Here is a 17,747-nt window from a genome sequence, read left to right as displayed (position 1 = left end):
ATACCGGGTATGACGAGTCGCCGGTGACGGGGGTTCCGCCTCCGGCTCGTACTCAGCCTCTGCCGCCGGCGCTCGACGCGCCTGCAACCGCCTTCCGCGCCCTCAGGGCGCTCATCGAGAACAGCACCCGGCGAGTTTACACCTGCTGCCCCACGAGCGGAGCGATGTCGTGACGGTGCGGGGTGCCGAAGCGGTGCGACGAGATCGACACGGCCTGCTCGCGCAGGAACGGGAGCAGTTCGATCCTGCCTGCGGAGAGCACGGGCCCCGCGTACACGGCGACGGCGGGCGAGCCGCCCGTCGCGGCAGCCGTGGTTGCGAGATCTCCGCCGACGAGGCGGATACGCCCGCCGCCGGTCTCAGCGAGACGCACTGCGCGTGCGGCCCACGCGGAGGAGTCTTCGACGGCGACGACGATCCCGGCGCGTTCAGCCCATCGCGTGATCGAGGCGGGAAGCGCGGATGCCGTGCTGACATTGACGCGCCCGCCGGCGCGGACGCCGGCGGCGATCACTCGCACGGCCTCGGCGTCGCTCGCCTGCTCCAAACGGATCGTGACGGGCACGACGTCGTAGCGCAGCGCGTTCTGCTCGGTGGTCAGGGCGGTCACGTCGCGCACGACGCCGAACTCGTCCTGCCAGGCGGCGGCATCGGTCGAGAGGGCGCCCTGCAGCCAGGCCGCGGCCTCGTGGTCTCCCAGGGCGTCGAGCGCCGCACGGGAGACGGCGTCCTTCGGCGCCTCGGCCGTGACCGGGGCGTCCTCCCAATCGGAGAGCCCGATCAGGTAGCTCGGCCCTCCGGCCTTGGTGCCGGCGCCCACCGCGGCCTTCTTCCACCCGCCGAACGGCTGCCGCTGCACGATGGCGCCGGTGGTGCCGCGATTGACGTAGAGGTTGCCGGCCCGCACGCTCGCGAGCCACTGCGCGATCTCGTCGTCATCGAGCGAGTGCAGCCCGCTGGTGAGCCCGTAATCGATCGCGTTCACCATGGCGGTCGCCTCTTCGAGCGAGTCTGCCGTCATGACGCCCAGCACGGGGCCGAAGTACTCGGTGAGGTGGAACGGGCTTCCTGCCGCGACGCCCTCACGGATGCCCGGACGCCACAGCGCACCGTCGTCGTCGAGCCTCTCGGGCTCGACGACCCAGCTCTCGCCCGGCTCGAGCGTGGTGAGCACGTGCAACAGCTTGCCCTCGGCCGGGCCGATGAGCGGACCGATGCGCGTCGACTCCTCCCACGGCCGGCCCACGCGGTACGAGCCGACCGCATCGACGAGCTGGCGGCGGAACCGTTCGCTCTGCGCGACCGATCCGACGAGGATGACGAGGGATGCCGCGGAGCACTTCTGACCTGCGTGCCCGAACGCGGAGTAGGCGACGTCCTTCGCGGCGAGGTCGAGATCTGCACTGGGGGTGACGATGATGGCGTTCTTGCCGCTCGTCTCGGCGAGCAGCGGCAGGTCGGGGCGGAAGCTGCGGAACAGCTCGGCCGTCTCGTACCCGCCGGTGAGGATCACGCGCTCGACGGCGGGGCTGCTGATGAGCTGCGTGCCGAGGCCCTTCGACGGGCTCAGGGAGCGGTCAAATTGCACGTACTGCAGCACGTCACGCGGAACACCGGCTTCCCACAGCGCCTCGATCATGACCGCACCGGAGCGACGGGCCTGACGTGCGGGCTTGATGATCACTGGTGAACCCGCGGCGAGCGCGGACAGCGCGGATCCGGCGGGGATCGCCACCGGGAAGTTCCACGGCGGCGTGACGACGGTGAGCCCGACGGGCTTGTGCGTCGCGCCGTCGATGTTCTCGATGCGCTTCGCGCTCTCGGCGTAGTAGTGCGCGAAGTCGATCGCCTCCGAGACCTCGGGGTCACCCTGCTCGAGCACCTTGCCGCACTCGGATCCCATGACCTCGAGCAGCTCGGCACGGCGCGCCTGAAGGACGTCGCCGGCGCGGTGCAGGATCTCCGCCCGCCCCGCGGCGCCGAGCGCCCGCCAGGCCGCGCCCGCCGCTGCCGCTGTGACGATGACCTTCTCCAGCGCATCGGCATCCGCCAGCGTGTTCGCCCTGACCGTCTCGTCACCGAGCGCGGACGACTGCATGCGGGAGCGGATGGCGTCGCCCCAGGCGCGGTTGGCGGCCAGGCTCGGGTCGGTGTCAGGGGTGTTCGTGAACGAGTCGCGCGCGGCCGCCGGCTGCGCGGCGGTGCGGTCCTGCGTGCGGTTGGACGCGGGGACGTCGGTGGGCATCGACTGGATCGACGCCAGGAACCGATCGCGCTCACGCGCGAACAGCACTGGTTCGTCGTCGAGCTCGAACACCGCCGACATGAAGTTGTCGGTCGACGCGCCTTCTTCGAGCCGGCGGATCAGATAGGCGATCGCGACGTCGAACTCTGCCGGGTGCACGACCGGCGTATAGAGCAGCAGCGAGCCGACGGTGCGGCGTACGACGGATGCCTGGGCGGTGGCCATGCCCAGCAGCATCTCGAACTCGATGCCGTCGGTGACCTCGCGGCGATTAGCGAGCAGCCAGGCGAGGGCGATGTCGAACAGGTTGTGACCGGCGATGCCGATGCGCACGTTCTTCACGTGGTTCGGGCGCAGCGCGTAGTCGAGCACGGCCTTGTACGAGGCATCCGACGCCTGCTTGCTGCCCCAGGTCGCGAGCGGCCAGTCATGGGTCTCGGCATCCACGCGTTCCATCGGCAGGTTCGCGCCTTTGACGACGCGTACCTTGATCGGTGCGCCGCCATCCGCCACCCGGGCGGCAGACCACTCCTGCAGACGGATCATGGCGCCGAGGGCATCCGGCAGATACGCCTGCAACACGATGCCGGCCTCGAGCGCATTGAACTCATCGCGGTCGAGGATCGTGGTGAAGACCGCGATCGTCAGGTCGAGGTCTTTGAACTCCTCCATGTCGAGGTTGATGAACTTCCCGCCTCTGGCAGCGGCGATCCGGAACAGCGGGATGAGTGCGTTCGCGGCATGACGGACGGCCTCGTCGAACGCCCAGGGGCTGTGCGGTGCGACCGTGGACGACACCTTGATCGAGACGTAGTCGACGTCGTCGCGTTCGAGGAGGCGTCGGGTTCCGGCCAGGCGCCTGGCGGCCTCCTCCTCGCCGAGGATCGCCTCGCCGAGGAGGTTGATGTTCAGCTGCACGCCGTCGCCAGAGCGGATGCTGCGGATCGCCTTGCCGAGCTTGGCGTCGGTCGCGTCGACGATCAGGTGCCGCACCATGCCGCGCAGCACGCGGCGGCTGATCGGCACGACGATTCCGGGGAACGCGGGAGCGAGCGCCCCGCCGAGGCCGATCAGGCCCCGCAGCGCGGCGGGTAGGAACTTCGGGGTCAGCGGCACCAGGTCGCGCAGGTTGCGCGCAGCGACCTTCAGGTCTTCGGGGCGCACGACGCCGTCGACGAAACCGACCGTGAAGTCGAGGCCGTTCGGATCGCTGAGCACACCCGCGAGGCGCGCCGCCGACGTGCCTGTCGGCACCTCGCGACTCTCCACGAGCCAGCGCTGCACCAGGGCGATCGCGTCGTCGGCGAGTGCCGCGATCTCGGCGTGACCGGTCTCGGCGTGGACGGTCTCGGCGTGGACGGTCCGGGTGCGCCCGGTAGGGGTGGATGTCACGTCGGTCATCGGGTCTCCTCACTCCTGCGTGCAGCGACCACATCAGCGATTTCGCCGCACCTGCTCCTCTCAGTGTGGAGCCACCGCACCATTCGTGAAAAGCAAGCGTTTACGATGGATAACATTCGGTTCTGTCGATGAATGTGAGGCGCTCCATGTTCGAGCTCCGGCGATTGCGTCTGCTGCACGAGTTGGCCCTGCGCGGCACGATCTCCGACGTCGCCGCGGCGCTCGCCTACAGCCCGTCGACCGTTTCCCAGCAGCTCGCCCAACTCGAACGCGACGCCGGGGTGCCGCTGCTCGAACCCGACGGTAGGCGCGTCAGACTCACGATGCAAGGGCGTCTGCTCGCAGCGCATGCAGCGCGCGCCCTGGAGCTCGACGAGGCCGCTCGCGCCGAACTCTCATCCAGCTCGCAGCTCGAGGAACACGTTCGGATCGCGGTGATGCCGACAGCCGCCGAAGCACTGGTCCCCTCCGCGCTCACCCTCCTCACGGAGCGGATGCCGGCTCTGCGTCTCGAGATGGTGCAGATGGCACCGGAAGAAGCGCTCTTCGAGCTCCAGGCGCGCACGTTCGACCTCGTCGTCGCCGAGCAGTACCCCGGCCATACGCGTGCGCTGCGCGAGGGGATCGACCGCACTCTGCTCGGCCGGGATCCCGTGCGCCTCGCGATACCGCCGTCGTCTTCCGCGACCACTCTGGCCGAACTGCGCGACAGCGCCTGGGTCATGGAGCCCGAGGGAACGGTCGTGCGGCAGTGGGCCGTGCAGCAATGCCGCTCCGCGGGGTTCGAGCCCGACGTGCGCTTCGAGGCGACAGATCTCATCGCCCACGCTCGGCTGGTCGCCGCAGGCCATGCCGTCGCCGTGCTGCCCGACCTGATGTGGACCGGCGACCGTGCCTCGGTACGACTGGTGGAGCTGCCCGGATCCCCCGTGCGCGAGATCTTCGCCGCGACCCGCTCCTCGTCGCGCGACAGTGCATCCGTCGCCGCGGTGCGCGATGCCATGGCAGACGCCCTCTCCGCGCACCGACCCCGCTGAGCGGAGTGTTTCTCCAGGTGTCGGCGCCTTTTCCGCCCGGCGATCGTCCGCCCTATTCTTACGGGATCAGTCCACCGAGTCAGGAGACCATCGTGTCCACGCCGCTGCACCGCCGTTCACCCCTCGAGGTGACGGAGCGCTCAGCGTGCATGTGCGACCACGATGACGTCTGCTCTTCTTTCACACCAGGACACGCGCTGCACCTGATCCAGGCGCGCCTCGCGTCGGCGACGCCGAGCGACTGGGTCGACGGGATCGTCGAACAGGCGGATGCCGTGACCGGCGAACTGCGCGTGCACACGCTCGACGGCGATCAGCACACGCTCTGGAACGCGTCGGGTGCGGCGCTCGAGGCACCCGAGGGCACGCCGGTGGCGCTGCACTCGCGATACCACGTGCTCGCCGTCGGGCGGGTGCAGTTCAATGTCGCCGTTGCGGCAACTCGCTGACGTTTCGACTCGCTGACGCTCGCTCAACGCGTTTCGTCTCGCTCCGCTCGCTCAACGACCCGCAGCGTTTCGACCCCAGCGTTTCGTCTCGCTCCGCTCGCTCAACGACCCGCAGCGTTTCGACCCGCAGGATGATGATGGCGTCAGGCGGTCGCCATCATCATGTTCTTCATGTCCATACAGGCGTCCATGCACGCCTTGCAGGACTGGGCGCACATCTTGCAGACCTCGCTCTGAGCCGCGTGCTCCATGCAGGCGTCCATGCACATCTGACACATCGCGATGCAGGCGTCGAGCATCGACATCATCGCTGCCGGCGTCATCCCCTGCATCCGCATCATCGAACGCATCATGGTGTTGCACATGTCCGCGCAGTTCATGCATGCCGGTGCGCAGTCCATCATCTGCGTCGAGCAGACGGTGCACGCCTGCTCGCAGGCCGCACATGCATCCATGCACGCCTGCATGACCGCCATGTCCATCGCTTCCATGCCCGGCATCGCCTTCATGTCCGCCGACATGGCACCCATCATCATCGAATCCATCGCACACCGCTTTCGTCAGGGCTTTCGCCGTCGAGAAGCGGGCAGGAGACCCGCCTGACGCCAGCGTAACCCCGTACGGTCCGGGCGTCGATGGAAATCTCACTCGCCCACGTCCTGGCCGTTCCGCCAGGGCGTAGTCTCATCACCGTGCCAGCCTTCTCCTCGCTCCAGCGGCTCGTCATCACCGTCGCCGTCCTCGCATCGTTCGTGACGTTCCTCGACGGCACGGTCGTGACCGTCGCGCTTCCGGCGATCAAGGACGAGCTCGGCGGCGGCATCACGACCCAGCAGTGGGTGGTCGACGCATACCTCATCACGCTCAGCGCCCTCATCCTGTTGGCCGGTTCCTTGTCCGACGCGTACGGCCGAGTGCGCATCATGCGCATCGGACTCATCGCCTTCGGCATCGCCTCGGTCGCGGTGGCCGCGGCGCCCGAGCCGCTCACGCTCATCATCGCCCGCGCTCTTCAGGGGGCCGCAGGCGCGCTGCTCGTACCGAGCTCGCTCGCCCTCATCATGGCGACCATGCGCGGCGAACTGCAGTCACGGGCGATCGGCGTGTGGACCGCCTTCACGACCGGCGCACAGATCGCCGGTCCGCTCCTGGGCGGGTTGTTCGTCGACCTGCTGTCGTGGCGGTTCGTCTTCCTCATCAACGTCATCCCGATCGGCATCACGCTGATCCTGCTCGCTCGACTGCACCTGCCCGATCAGCCGCGCGGCGCGCGCGTCGACTGGTGGAGCGGGATGCTGTGCGCGGTCGGTCTCGGCGCCGTGGTGTTCGCACTCATCGAGCAGCCGAACTTCGGCTGGGGCTCACCCGCGATCTGGATTCCGGGGATCGCGGGCGTCGCACTGTTCGTCGCCTTCCTGATGCGCCAGCCCCGCTCGCCCGCACCGCTGATGCCGCTCTCGCTCTTCAACGCCCGCAACTTCGCCTGGGGCAACCTCGCCACCCTGTTCATCTACGCTGCGCTCTCCTTGAACGGATTCGTCATCGGCGTCTACCTGCAGGAGGGCGCAGGACTCCCCGCGACTGTGGCTGGGCTTGCGAGCCTGCCGATCACGGTCCTGATGATCCTGCTCAGCTCGCAGGCGGGCTCGTGGGCGGGCAAGCTCGGTCCGCGGCTGTTCATGACGGTCGGCCCCCTGCTGATGGCCGCCGGCGCGCTGCTCCTTCTCACCGTCTCGTTGGAGTTCAGCTACTGGTGGCAGGTGCTCCCCTCGATGATCCTCCTCGGACTCGGCCTGTCCCTCACGGTCGCGCCGCTCACCTCGGCGGTCCTCGGCGCCATCGACGAGAACCGCTCTGGCATCGCCTCCGCCGTCAACAACGCGATCTCCCGCGTCGCCGGTCTCATCGTCGTCGCGATGCTGTCGACGATCGTCGGCGGCACGCTCGACCTCGACGGATTCCACAATGCCGCATGGGTGACGGCGGCGCTGATGGCGCTCGGCGGAGTGATCTCGTGGATCGGCATCCGGCGACCGGTGCCGCAGCCCAGGGAAGCCGCCGATCAGCCGAGCAGCTGACCCGCGAGCGTCACCGCCCGAGCGCGCCGAGCAGCTCCACGAAGTGGTCGAGGTCAGCCGGCGACCAGGTGCGCAGCCGCTCGCCGATGCGTCCCTCGTAGCGAGCGCGCGCGATCGCGATGCGCTCCTGGGCGAGACCCGTCGCGACCAGCAGGCGCGCACGCCTGTCGTCTGGATCGGGGACGCTCTCGACGAGGCCGAGTTCCTCCAGCTGACGCACCTGACGACTCACGGCCGATTTGTCGGTCTGCAGCCTCTCGATGATGGCGCTGGCCGACGTCGCCTTGCCACTCGCGATCGAGGTCAGCACCTGGTAGCCGAGCGGCTGCAGGTCGGGATGCACAGTGACGGCCGCCTCGCGCCAGCTCACGCGGATGCGCGCGAAGAGTGTGCCGAGCTCATGCTCGACGCGGTTGACCGCCTGATCGAGTTCGCTGCCCTCGAGCGCCCCATCGGGCGCCTCGGGATCGGATGCTGCGGCGCCGGAAGCCACGGGTTCAGGGGACGACGCACTCATGCTCGCCAGTTTACGGCGAAGCCCCGCCGCTGCCCGCCTCGAGGGCGTGCGCTGCGGCGGGGCGTCTCCTTCACGCACTTCAGATCTCGGCGAGAAGGCGGAACACCTTCGATGCCGACTGGATCTCCTGCGGGGTGAGCGCGGCGAGCGCTTCGCGCATGCGGTTCGCATGGTCGGCTCTCAGCTCGCCGAGCGCCTCGCTCGCCTCCGGCGTGGCCGTGAGCACCCGCTGCCGTCCGTCGGTGTCATCGGGGCGCGATTCGAGGAGACCGAGGTCCTCCAGCATCCGCACCTGTCGGCTGACGACCGACTTGTCCATCTCGAAGCTCTCGGCGAGCTGATGCGCGTTCGCGCTGCCCGCTCGGGCGATGAAGCCCAGGAGTCTGTAGCCGGACGGCTGCAGCTCGGGGTGCATCCGCGCGGCCGACTCCTTCCAGAGCGACCTGGCGCGCGCGAAGATCAGGGTCAGCTGCCCCTGGAACTCCGCGAGCGCCTCGTCGACGTCACTCGGCACCGCAGTGTCGACGGCGGCCATGTCAGCGCCCGCTCTCGCGATCTTCACGCTCGAGCACGGTCACCGAGCCCGTGGTCGGCGAAGCCGAATCCGCCGCACCGATGCGGATGGTGCCGGTGGACGTCGTCGCTCCCACTTCGGCCTCTGCGAACTCGATCGCCGATTCCTCGGCCTGATCGCGCAGCTGCTCGGCGGCGTTCTTCGTCGACAGCGGCTTGTTCTTGATGAACGCGATCGCGATGATCGACAGCACGGCGAGCGGGATGGCGATGATGAAGGCTTCGGCGATGCCATGGCCGTAGGCGGACTCGACGATGGTGCGGATCGTCTCGGGCATTTCAGACATGTTGGGGACGTCGCCGGATGCGAGGTGCTTCAACGCCTCGATCTCGTCCGGGGTCGTGGGTGTGAACCCCTTCAGCCCGCTCGCGATGTAGGTGCCGACGCTCGTCGAGAGCACGGAGCCCATGATCGTCACGCCGATGGTTCCGGCGATCGTACGGAAGAAGTTGACGTTCGACGAGGCTGCGCCCAGCTGCGTGGGAGGCGTGTCGTTCTGCACGATCAACGTGAGGTTCTGCATGACCATGCCGAGGCCTGCGCCGAGCACGAACATGTAGATCGCGACGAGCGGGAACGGCGTGTCATAGCGGAGCGTGGCCATCAGGGTGACGCCGATGGCCGCGAGCACCGAGCCCGTGATCATCCACCCCTTCCACTTGCCGAACCGGCTCACCAACTGGCCGATGATGATCGAAGCGCCCATCTGGCCGATGATCATCGGGATCGCCATGAGGCCCGACTCGGTCGGCGTGGCGCCACGTGCGAGCTGGAAGTACTGCGCGAGGAAGACCGACGTGGCGAACATCGAGACGCCGATGGCGATCGATGCGATGACCGACAACGTGAACGTGCGGTTGCGGAACAGCGACATCGGCACGATCGGTTCCTTCACGAAGAACTCGACCGCGATGAATCCGAGGATGGTGACGCCGCCGATGACGGCGAGCATCACGCTCGTCGACGAATCCCACTCGAACTGGCTGCCACCCATCGACACCCAGATGAGAAGAGTCGAGACGCCGACCGCGAGCAGCACGATGCCGAAGTAGTCGATCGACACCTTCGTGCCCCGCTGAGGCTTGGGCAGGTGCAGCGTGAACTGCAGGAGGATCAGTGCCACGATCGCGAACGGGACGCCGACGAAGAAGTTGGCGCGCCATCCGAGAGTGTCGGTGATGAGACCGCCGAGAAGCGGTCCGCCGATCGTGCCGAGCGCCATGATGCCGCCGACCACGCCCATGTACTTGCCGCGCTCGCGAGGCGAGATGATGAGGGCGACGGCGATCATGACGAGCGACATCAGGCCACCGACGCCGATGCCCTGGATGACGCGCACCGCGATGAGCATGTTGGTGTCGGTCGAGAAACCGGCGATCACCGTGCCTACCGTGAAGAGGATGAGTGAGACCTGCACGAGGATCTTGCGATCCATGAGGTCGGCGAGCTTGCCCCAGATGGGCGTGGAGACCGCAGTGGCCAGCAGACTCGCGGTGATGACCCAGGTGTACTGGGACTGGGTGCCGCCGAGGTCGGCGATGATGACCGGCAGCGACGTCGACACGATGGTGCCGGACAGCACGGCCACGAACATACCGACGATGAGGCCGGAGATCGCGGTGAAGACCTCGCGCGCTGAGCGCTTGGTCTCCGGTGCGGAGGAAGTGTGGGAAGTCAAAGTGTGTGCTCCTGCGTAAGAAAGTTGATCTGGATCAACGATAAACGCATAGTTGCCTCAAGTCAACTGTAGCGTGAAGTCAACTAATCGGTCAGCGGGAACGGATGCCGACGGCATCCGCACCCGTTCAGCAGTCGCCGCTCGACCGCTCAGGAGTTGAGCGCGGTCACGATCACGACCGCGAGCGAGACCAGACCGATGGCGAACGCGATCACGGCAAGAATCGCGATCATCGAGGCGCCGGGAAGCACCCCACGATCGCCGTCACGAGCGAGCACGAGGTTCACGCCGCGATACCGGTGACGGGCGGAGATCCAGAGCATGGCCGCGAGTACCAGCCCGGCGACGCCGCCGAACGCCCACGCCGGATGACCGAACGCCACCGGGAGCAGACGCAGAGCGATGAGCGAGCCTGCGCCGAGGGCGAGTGAGGTGCGCCGCCAGGCGAGTTCGGTGCGCTCATTCGCGAGCGTGAAGCGCGCGTCCGGCTCAGCACCCTGGCCGTACACCGATGCGGGAAAGCGCCCGCGGCCGCTCACAGTGCCACCGTCCGGAATCCTGCGTTGCCCATCGACGAGTCCGGGGTGTTCTGCGAACGCGCCGAGTTGCGATAGCGGTTGCAGTACGAGATGTGGCACAGGTAACTGCCGCCGCGCAGCACCCTGGCGTCGCCACCGGCAGGACCGGTCGGGTCGGATGCCGGCGAGGAGAGGTAGTACGAGGCGTCGAAGCGGTCGGCGCACCACTCCCATACGTTGCCGACGGGTTGCCACAATCCGTAGCCGTTGGGAGTGAAGGTGCGCACCGGAGCCGTCGTCGCCCAGCCGTCCTCCTCGGTGTTGCGCATCGGGAACTCACCCTGGAAGATGTTCGCGCGCCAGCCTCCGGCATCCACCTCGTCGTCGCCCCACGGGTATTTCGCGCTCTCGATGCCCCCGCGCGCGGCGTACTCCCATTCGGCCTCGGTCGGCAGCCGTCGACCAGCCGCCGTCTCGATGCTACCCACGCTGCGGCGGCGCGCCGACTCGCGCGAGCTTTCCACAACGCGGCCGAGCGCCTCTGCGCTGATACTGTGACGTCGGTGGACGCTGTGTCCCTGGGGCCGGCCGAGCTGGAGAGAACTCGACATGAAGCGAATGTCACGGTGGCATCTGGCGCGGTTCGCGATGCTGGCCGCGGTCGCGGTGCTCATCGGGACGATCGCGCCTTCTCTCACGTCAGGCGCGCCCGCGACGGCTGCCACGGACGGCCAGATGGTGTACCCGGCATCGGGCACCATCCAGTCCAAGGTGGGCGACGGATGCCGCTCGGATTATCGCAATCATGACGGCATCGACATCTCGGGCCAGGGCGGCACGCCCGTCATCGCCGCCTACGACGGAGTCATAAAGACCCGCACCTGGAGCAACGGCTACGGCAACTACGTCGACATCCAGCATGCTTCCGGGTATGTCACCCGGTACGCCCACATGGTCGCGCCGGGGTCTGTCGCACCGGGCACGCAGGTCGTGCGTGGCCAGCAGATCGGCATCGTCGGCAGCAGCGGCAACTCGACGGGCGCGCATCTTCATTTCGAGGTGTGGCGGAACGGATCCGTGTACTCCTCGATCAACCAGGGCTTCGTCTGCCTGTCCGCCGTCGCACGGGGCGGCAAGATCCCGCTGGTCCTCCCCGGACTCGGCACTGCCGCGCCCGCACCGGTGATGTCGGGCGACTACAACGGCGATGGGAAGGCCGATCTCCTCGGCGTCGCCGCAGACAGCGACCTTCAGTTCCTCGCGGGCACGGGCAGCGGCTTCCTCAAGGGATCCGTCGTCACCAGCGCATGGGGAATCCACCGGCACCTGACGCGCACGGATCTCAACGGCGACGGCCGCTCCGACATGCTCGTCGCCCGCAGCGACGGAGTGCTCGAGTACTACGCGGGGAACACCAGCGGCGGATTCGGCGCCTACGGCACGCCAGGTTCGGGGTGGTACGGCATGCTGCACGTGACATCCGGCGCCGATTTCACCGGCGACGGCCAACAAGATGTTCTCGGCGCCTCAGCGAACGGCGTTCTCACGATCTATCGAGGAGACGGCACCGGCGCCCTCCCCGGACCGCATACGGTCGTCGGAAACGGATGGAACACGATCCGCTACATGGTCGGCGGCGAGTTCAATGGCGATCGGCTCGGCGACATCATCGCCGTCGGGAACGATGGCAACCTCTACTTCTACCCCGGGCTCGGCGGCCGGTTCGGCACCAGAGTCGCGGTCGGCAGCGGTTGGGGCGCTATGACGGCGCTCACCGGCGGCGTCGACTACAACGGCGACCGGAAGGCCGACCTGATCGCGCGCACCTCGACGGGCGAGCTCTATCTGTATCCGGGCGACGGCACAGGTCGATTCAATGCACGGATCCTCGTCGGCTCCGGCTGGGGCGGGTACCTCCAGATCGAGTGACGCGCACCTGGATGCTCTTCATGAGCGGCTGATCGCTCTGCGCGCTGTAGTCGGCATTGCCGACCAGTACGTTCATCTCGGGCATGTAGCCGGCTGCGCTTCCGCGAGGGGTGTCGTACGCGACCGCGCGGTACTGCCGCAGTTCGCGTTGCGTACCGTCCTTCGACGTCGAGACGATGTCGACCAGGTCGCCCTGCCAGATGCGACGATCGCGCATGTCGTCCTCGTGCATGAAGATGAGCTCGCGCAGGTTCTTCACCCCGCGGTACCGGTCGTTGTTGCTGTAGATCGTGGTGTTCCACTGGTCGTGCGAGCGCATCGTCTGCAGCACCAGCATGTCGTCGGAGGCGGGCCGCACGTCGTGCAGCGCCGGCGCCGAGAAGTCGGCCTTACCGGAGGCCGTGCGGAAATCGAGCTCTCGCGCCGGCTGAGGGATGCGGAACCCGTTCGGCTGACGCACGAGCTCGTTGAAATCCTCGAATCCGGGCAGCACCTTCGCCATGACGTCGCGGATGCGGTCGTAGTCGTCCGCGTACCCTTCCCAGTCGGTTGCGCTGTCGGGCATGGTCGCCCGCGCCATCCGCGCGATGATGTCTGGCTCCGACAGCAGGTGCTCGGAGGCGGGCTTCTTCTTACCGACCGAGAGGTGCACCATGCTCATGGCATCCTCCACCGACTGCCCCTGCAGTCCGCCGGCCTGTTCGTCGCGTTCGGTGCGTCCCAGGCACGGGAGGATGAGGGCCTTCTTCCCGTGCACGATGTGGCTGCGGTTGAGTTTCGTGCTCACCTGAACCGTCAGCCGGCATCCGCTCAGCGCCTCTGCGGTGTAGTGCGTGTCCGGCGCCGCGAGTACGAAGTTGCCGCCGAGACTGACGAAGACCTTGACAGCGCCCTCGTGCATCTTGTGGATGCTGGCGACGGTGTCGAGTCCCGGCTCGCGCGGCGATGTGATCCCGCAGACCTCGTCGAGGGCATCCAGCAGCCAGGCCGGCGAATGGTGGTTGATGCCGCAGGTGCGATTGCCCTGCACGTTGCTGTGCCCACGCACCGGTGCAGGTCCAGCACCCGGCCGGCCGATGTTGCCGCGCAGCAGCAGCACGTTCATGAACTCGCGCACCATGTCGACCGCGTGCTCCTGCTGGCTGATACCGAGGCACCAGCTGATGATCGCCTTGCCGGATGCGAGGTAGAGGGCCCCGGCTGCGCGGAGCTGCTCCTCAGTGAGCCCGGACTGCTGCACCAGCTCCGGCCACGGCGTCGCCTCCACGACCGCACGATACTCATCGATGCCGTTGGTGTACTGCGCGATGAACTCGGTGTCGAGCGCTCCTGGGTCGACTTCGGCCGCCTCGAACACGACCTTCGCGATGGCGCGCATCAGCGCCATGTCGCCGCCAGGGCGCACCTGGAGGTCGAGGGTTCCGGTCTCGTGCGTCTTGAACAGCGCCATGTCGACGAAATCGTGCGGCACAGTGGTGCGCCTGGATGCAGCCTCGATCAGCGGATTGACGTGCACCACCTGCGCGCCGTTCTTCACAGCATCCGACAGCGCCGTCAGCATTCGCGGTGCATTAGAGGCAGCGTTCACGCCGAGCAGGAACAGCACATCGGTCTGCTCCCAGTCTTCGACGGTCGTCGTCCCTTTGCCCGACCCGATCGAGGCTGTGAGCGCACGGCCGGATGCCTCGTGGCACATGTTCGAGCAGTCCGGCATGTTGTTCGTGCCGTACTCGCGGATCATCAGCTGGTACAGGAAGGACGCCTCGTTGCTGAGCCGTCCAGAGGTGTAGAACGTCGCCTCATCCGGACTGTCCAGCCCCCGCAGCTCCTCACCGATGAGCGCGAACGCGTCGTCCCAGCTGATCGGCGCATAGCGGTCGGTCTCCGGGTCGTAGACCATCGGCTCGGTCAGACGGCCGGTGTTCTCGAGCTCGTAGTCGGTCCAGGTGGAAAGCTCGCTCACGGTGTGCTTCGAGAAGAAACCACTGCCCACGCGCTTGTGCGTCATCTCCCACGTGACGTGCTTCATACCGTTCTCGCAGATGTCGAGCTTCAGACCCTTCTGGTCGTCTGGCCACGCGCATCCGGGGCAGTCGAAGCCCTTGATCGGGTGGTTCATCGTGAACATCGCCAACGCGCCGCTCACCGGCCGCTTCGATTCCAGCAGCACCTCGCCGACCGACAGCGCCGCTCCCCAACCGGCCGCGGCGTGCTCGTAGTCCTCCTGCGACCACGGCTTCGTCGTCACCGGACCGTATCCGCCCTGCCTCGGCTCGGACGACATCAGCCCGAAAGCGACGCCGCTATCGAGAGTGGTCATGAGCTGCTCCTTCCGTCACGAGCGCATCTTCGGATGCCGCCTGCTCCACCCGCACGCGATGCGGATGCGAATACACGTTCATGCTCCGGCCCCGGAGGAATCCCACCAGTGTCAGACCCGACTTCTCGGCGAGCTCGGCGGCGAGCGACGAAGGTGCGGAAACAGCGGCGAGAACAGGGATGCCCGCCATCACGGCCTTCTGCACGAGCTCGAAGCTGGCCCGGCCCGACACCTGCAGCGCGGCTCCGCGCAGAGGCAGCCGGTCATTCAGCAGCGCCCAGCCGACCACCTTGTCGACGGCATTGTGCCGGCCGACGTCTTCACGCAGCACGAGGAGTTCGCCGGTCGCCGCATCGAACAGCGCAGCCGCGTGCAGTCCGCCGGTCTTCTCGAAGACGTCCTGCTTCTCACGCAGCCGTACCGGGTACGTGACGAGATCCGCGGCATCGACGACCACGTCGTCGCCTGCGACGTCGTAGCGGGAGACGGTCTCCACCGCGTCGATGCTGGCCTTTCCGCACACACCGCAGGCACTGGTCGTGTAGAACGCCCGAGCGACGTCGGGCGCGGGCGGCGGCACGCCGGGAGCGAGCGTGACATCGAGCACGTTGTACGTGTTCTCGACCCCGCCGGTACCAGGACCTCCGCAGTGGATCGCGGAGTGGAACTCCGCGCCGGAGCCGATCACGCCCTCCGAGACGAGGAAGCCGGCGGCGAGTTCGACATCAGCGCCGGGGGTGCGCATCGTGACGGCCAGCGGGGTGCCGCCGACGCGGATCTCGAGCGGTTCCTCTACTGCGAGCGTGTCGATGCGACGACTCGTACCGTCGTCCAGTGCGATCCTCATCACCGACCGCCGTGTCGTGATCCGGCCCATGCTTCCGAGCGTACCCCCGCCCGTGCATCCGAGCGCTAGCGTGGGTCTCGATGATCACGATCGACGAGCACCGCGCGCGCATCCTCCACGCCGCCGGCCGCCTGCCCGCAGTGGAGAGCGCCCTCACAGATGCGCGGGGCCTGGTGCTCGCAGCCGACGTGGTCAGCCGCTGGCCCACACCGCTCTTCGACAACTCGGCGATGGACGGCTACGCCGTCCGCGCGGCGGATGCCGTGGCCGGCGCAACGTTGCGGATCGTCGCCGACGTGGCTGCCGGGTCGGACGAGGATCCCATGCTCGGGGAGGGCGACGCAGCGCGCATCATGACGGGGGCCGCGATCCCTTCCGACGCGGATGCGGTCGTGCCACTGGAGCACACGGATCTGGGCACCGCGATCCGTGCCGTGGCGCCCGAGCAGATCACGGTGCTCGTCGCGCCGGAACCCGGCGCGCACATCCGGCGCCTGGGAGAAGATGCGCCTGCCGGATCACTGGCCGTCGTCGCCGGAACGCCGCTGGGCCCGTGGCAGCTCTCCGCCATCGCGTCGTCAGGGTTCGAGCAGGTCGCTGTGCACCCCGCGCCGCGCGTGGCGATCATCTCGACGGGAAGTGAGCTCGTCGCCCCGGCCGGTACGCCACGGCGCGGGCAGATCCCGGAGTCGAACTCGGTACTGCTGAGTGCGGCGGTGCGGGATGCGGGCGCCGTCGTCACGGGCATCCGCATCGTGTCCGACGATCACGCCGCCCTTCGGCGTGCGCTCGACGATGTGGATGCCGACCTCGTCATCCTCTCCGGCGGAGCGAGCGTCGGGGCCTTCGATGTCGTCAAGGCGGTACTCGGTGCTGAGCACGCCGTGCGCTTCGATCAGGTCGCGATGCAGCCGGGCAGGCCTCAGGGCTTCGGCGTGCTCGATTCGGGGCTGATCGCCTTCTGCCTTCCCGGGAATCCGGTGAGTGTCGCAGCATCGTTCGAGATGTTCGTCCGCCCCGCGCTGCGGCAGATGGCCGGGTTCGCCGCCGTCGACCGGCCTCGCGTTGTTCGCGCGGCCGGGTCTGCGTGGGCCAGTCCCAAGGGGCGAGTCCAGATCCTGCCCGCAGTGTTCGACGACGAGACCGTCCGGCCGGCGACGCGAGGTGGGAGCGGCTCTCACATGGTGACCTCGCTCGCCGCCGCCACCGCGTTCGCCATCGTCCCCGCAGAGACCGCACGCGTGCAAGAGGGCGACGCCGTGACGGTGCTGGTCCTGTCATGAACGGTCCTGCCCCGGCAGCGATCGTGCTGGGCGGCGGTCGGTCGGCCCGGCTGGGCGGCGTGGACAAGGCAACGGTCGAGGTCGACGGCATCCCTCTGATCGATCACGTCTATTCCGCGGTCCGGGGGTGCATGCCGATCATCGCGGTCGGGCCCGACGGGATCAGTCGCCCCGGCATCCGCGTCGTGCGCGAGGACCCTCCGTTCGGTGGACCGGCAGCGGCGGTCGCGGCGGGTGTCATCGCGCTCGATGATTCGGATGCCGTCGAGGCGTGGCTGCTCGCCTGCGATCTCCCCCGTGCGGCAGAGCTCGTCGCTCGGCTCGCGAAGGTGCCGATCCCCGACGGTTCCGACGCCGTCGTCGCCGTGGATGCCGATGGTCGGATGCAGTGGCTCGCCGGCCGCTACCGCGTCTCCGCGTTGAGGGGCGCCGTCGCGCAGCATCCGGAAACCGTCGGAATGTCGATGCGGACGCTCTTCGAAGGTCTGCGCCTGCACCCGGTCGACGATGACGGCACCGCTGTCGACCTTGATACCTGGGCGGCCATCGAGGACTATCGAAGCACGCGAAAGGACGACCATGTCTGATGCCCCCGAAGATCTCGATGCCTGGGTCACGGCGCTCGCCGAGTCGCTCGGGCTCCCTGCCGACCAGCATCCGGTCGGTCTGCTGCTCGACCTCACCCGTGATGCCGCGCACGGGGTCGTGCGCCCGGCCGGTCCGTTGACGACGTATCTCGTCGGTCTCGCCGTCGCGCAGGGAATGACGGTCGAGGATGCCGTCGCACGCACCCGCGCGACGATCGACGAGTGGAAGGCAGGAGGGTCTCAACCTACCTGATCGGGTAGGGGTAAACGGTTCGAGAGTAGGT

The 17,747-nt window shown here is 67.9% G+C and carries 15 protein-coding genes and 1 pseudogene; 7 read left to right on the top strand and 9 right to left on the bottom strand.

Translation table 11 applies throughout. The annotated features are described in order from the left end of the window. Nucleotides 1-136 precede the first annotated feature (136 nt). Nucleotides 137-3,646 (bottom strand): bifunctional proline dehydrogenase/L-glutamate gamma-semialdehyde dehydrogenase, encoded by a 3,510-nt coding sequence (locus tag J1M43_RS04020; protein ID WP_206475931.1) that lies wholly within the window; start codon nucleotides 3,644-3,646, stop codon nucleotides 137-139. A 146-nt stretch (nucleotides 3,647-3,792) separates the two neighbouring features. Here J1M43_RS04020 and J1M43_RS04015 point away from each other — a divergent pair, with 146 nt between their 5' ends. Together J1M43_RS04015 and J1M43_RS04010 are read left to right on the top strand one after the other, a co-directional pair. Beyond that, nucleotides 3,793-4,683, top strand: a complete 891-nt coding sequence (locus J1M43_RS04015; protein ID WP_206475929.1) for a LysR family transcriptional regulator — start codon at nucleotides 3,793-3,795, stop codon at nucleotides 4,681-4,683. A 92-nt stretch (nucleotides 4,684-4,775) separates the two neighbouring features. Further along, nucleotides 4,776-5,132, top strand: coding sequence for a hypothetical protein (locus J1M43_RS04010; RefSeq protein WP_033105973.1), 357 nt, complete (start codon nucleotides 4,776-4,778; stop codon nucleotides 5,130-5,132). Between the two features lie 143 nt (nucleotides 5,133-5,275). On the opposite strand, the gene J1M43_RS04005 is transcribed toward J1M43_RS04010, so the two are convergent. Continuing rightward, nucleotides 5,276-5,677 carry a hypothetical protein gene (locus J1M43_RS04005; RefSeq protein WP_033105972.1) on the bottom strand — a complete coding sequence of 134 codons (402 nt, stop codon included), beginning with the start codon at nucleotides 5,675-5,677 and terminating at the stop codon, nucleotides 5,276-5,278. A gap of 141 nt (nucleotides 5,678-5,818) precedes the next feature. On the opposite strand from J1M43_RS04005, the gene J1M43_RS04000 reads away from it, so the two are divergent. Beyond that, a complete protein-coding gene (locus J1M43_RS04000) occupies nucleotides 5,819-7,210 on the top strand; it encodes an MFS transporter (protein WP_372959108.1) in 1,392 nt (463 codons plus the stop codon). 10 nt (nucleotides 7,211-7,220) lie between these two features. On the opposite strand, the gene J1M43_RS03995 is transcribed toward J1M43_RS04000, so the two are convergent. From J1M43_RS03995 to J1M43_RS03975, 5 genes and pseudogenes are all read right to left on the bottom strand, one after another. Beyond that, on the bottom strand, nucleotides 7,221-7,727 hold the full coding sequence (locus J1M43_RS03995; RefSeq protein WP_033105971.1) for a MarR family winged helix-turn-helix transcriptional regulator: 507 nt from the start codon (nucleotides 7,725-7,727) through the stop codon (nucleotides 7,221-7,223). A 79-nt stretch (nucleotides 7,728-7,806) separates the two neighbouring features. Continuing rightward, nucleotides 7,807-8,262 carry a MarR family winged helix-turn-helix transcriptional regulator gene (locus tag J1M43_RS03990; protein WP_033105970.1) on the bottom strand — a complete coding sequence of 152 codons (456 nt, stop codon included), beginning with the start codon at nucleotides 8,260-8,262 and terminating at the stop codon, nucleotides 7,807-7,809. 1 nt (nucleotide 8,263) lies between these two features. After that, nucleotides 8,264-9,979, bottom strand: coding sequence for an MDR family MFS transporter (locus tag J1M43_RS03985; RefSeq protein ID WP_084595735.1), 1,716 nt, complete (start codon nucleotides 9,977-9,979; stop codon nucleotides 8,264-8,266). 149 nt (nucleotides 9,980-10,128) lie between these two features. Continuing rightward, nucleotides 10,129-10,518, bottom strand: a complete 390-nt coding sequence (locus tag J1M43_RS03980; protein WP_033105969.1) for a YidH family protein — start codon at nucleotides 10,516-10,518, stop codon at nucleotides 10,129-10,131. Continuing rightward, nucleotides 10,515-10,964: pseudogene (locus J1M43_RS03975) on the bottom strand (formylglycine-generating enzyme family protein); the annotation flags it as partial. The gene J1M43_RS03980 and the pseudogene J1M43_RS03975, both read right to left, overlap by 4 nt. A gap of 142 nt (nucleotides 10,965-11,106) precedes the next feature. Here J1M43_RS03975 and J1M43_RS03970 point away from each other — a divergent pair. Then, entirely contained in the window at nucleotides 11,107-12,426 is a 1,320-nt protein-coding gene (locus tag J1M43_RS03970) for a VCBS repeat domain-containing M23 family metallopeptidase (RefSeq protein ID WP_033105968.1), read from the top strand. Here J1M43_RS03970 and J1M43_RS03965 read toward each other — a convergent pair. Both J1M43_RS03965 and fdhD read right to left on the bottom strand, forming a co-directional pair. Then, complete coding sequence (locus J1M43_RS03965) at nucleotides 12,371-14,746, bottom strand: FdhF/YdeP family oxidoreductase (RefSeq protein ID WP_206475927.1); 2,376 nt, start codon at nucleotides 14,744-14,746, stop codon at nucleotides 12,371-12,373. The genes J1M43_RS03970 and J1M43_RS03965 overlap by 56 nt on opposite strands. Further along, nucleotides 14,730-15,623 (bottom strand): formate dehydrogenase accessory sulfurtransferase FdhD, encoded by an 894-nt coding sequence (gene fdhD / locus J1M43_RS03960; protein WP_033105966.1) that lies wholly within the window; start codon nucleotides 15,621-15,623, stop codon nucleotides 14,730-14,732. The genes J1M43_RS03965 and fdhD overlap by 17 nt, the downstream gene beginning before the upstream one ends. A gap of 50 nt (nucleotides 15,624-15,673) precedes the next feature. Between fdhD and glp the strand changes: the two genes are divergently transcribed. The 3 genes from glp to J1M43_RS03945 are packed head-to-tail and all read left to right on the top strand — an operon-like array spanning nucleotide 15,674 to nucleotide 17,716. Then, complete coding sequence (gene glp / locus J1M43_RS03955; RefSeq protein ID WP_206475925.1) at nucleotides 15,674-16,876, top strand: gephyrin-like molybdotransferase Glp; 1,203 nt, start codon at nucleotides 15,674-15,676, stop codon at nucleotides 16,874-16,876. After that, a complete protein-coding gene (locus J1M43_RS03950) occupies nucleotides 16,873-17,463 on the top strand; it encodes a molybdenum cofactor guanylyltransferase (protein ID WP_206475923.1) in 591 nt (196 codons plus the stop codon). The genes glp and J1M43_RS03950 overlap by 4 nt, the downstream gene beginning before the upstream one ends. Continuing rightward, nucleotides 17,456-17,716, top strand: a complete 261-nt coding sequence (locus J1M43_RS03945) for a DUF6457 domain-containing protein (RefSeq protein WP_206475921.1) — start codon at nucleotides 17,456-17,458, stop codon at nucleotides 17,714-17,716. Before J1M43_RS03950 ends, J1M43_RS03945 begins: the two co-directional genes overlap by 8 nt. Nucleotides 17,717-17,747 lie beyond the last annotated feature (31 nt).

The sequence above is a fragment of the Microbacterium sp. KRD172 genome (assembly GCF_017168295.1).
In the GTDB taxonomy this organism is placed as follows: Bacteria; Actinomycetota; Actinomycetes; order Actinomycetales; family Microbacteriaceae; genus Microbacterium; species Microbacterium profundi.
This window is presented reverse-complemented; position numbering and strand designations above follow the sequence as displayed.

Coding starts and splice junctions, on each gene's coding strand:
- glp (WP_206475925.1), top strand. CDS start 15,674: ATGATCACGATCGACGAGCACCGCGCGCGCATCCTCCACGCCGCCGGC.
- J1M43_RS03990 (WP_033105970.1), bottom strand. CDS start 8,262: ATGGCCGCCGTCGACACTGCGGTGCCGAGTGACGTCGACGAGGCGCTC.
- J1M43_RS04015 (WP_206475929.1), top strand. CDS start 3,793: ATGTTCGAGCTCCGGCGATTGCGTCTGCTGCACGAGTTGGCCCTGCGC.
- J1M43_RS03965 (WP_206475927.1), bottom strand. CDS start 14,746: ATGACCACTCTCGATAGCGGCGTCGCTTTCGGGCTGATGTCGTCCGAG.
- fdhD (WP_033105966.1), bottom strand. CDS start 15,623: ATGGGCCGGATCACGACACGGCGGTCGGTGATGAGGATCGCACTGGAC.
- J1M43_RS04005 (WP_033105972.1), bottom strand. CDS start 5,677: ATGGATTCGATGATGATGGGTGCCATGTCGGCGGACATGAAGGCGATG.
- J1M43_RS03945 (WP_206475921.1), top strand. CDS start 17,456: ATGTCTGATGCCCCCGAAGATCTCGATGCCTGGGTCACGGCGCTCGCC.
- J1M43_RS03995 (WP_033105971.1), bottom strand. CDS start 7,727: ATGAGTGCGTCGTCCCCTGAACCCGTGGCTTCCGGCGCCGCAGCATCC.
- J1M43_RS03950 (WP_206475923.1), top strand. CDS start 16,873: ATGAACGGTCCTGCCCCGGCAGCGATCGTGCTGGGCGGCGGTCGGTCG.
- J1M43_RS04020 (WP_206475931.1), bottom strand. CDS start 3,646: ATGACCGACGTGACATCCACCCCTACCGGGCGCACCCGGACCGTCCAC.
- J1M43_RS03970 (WP_033105968.1), top strand. CDS start 11,107: ATGAAGCGAATGTCACGGTGGCATCTGGCGCGGTTCGCGATGCTGGCC.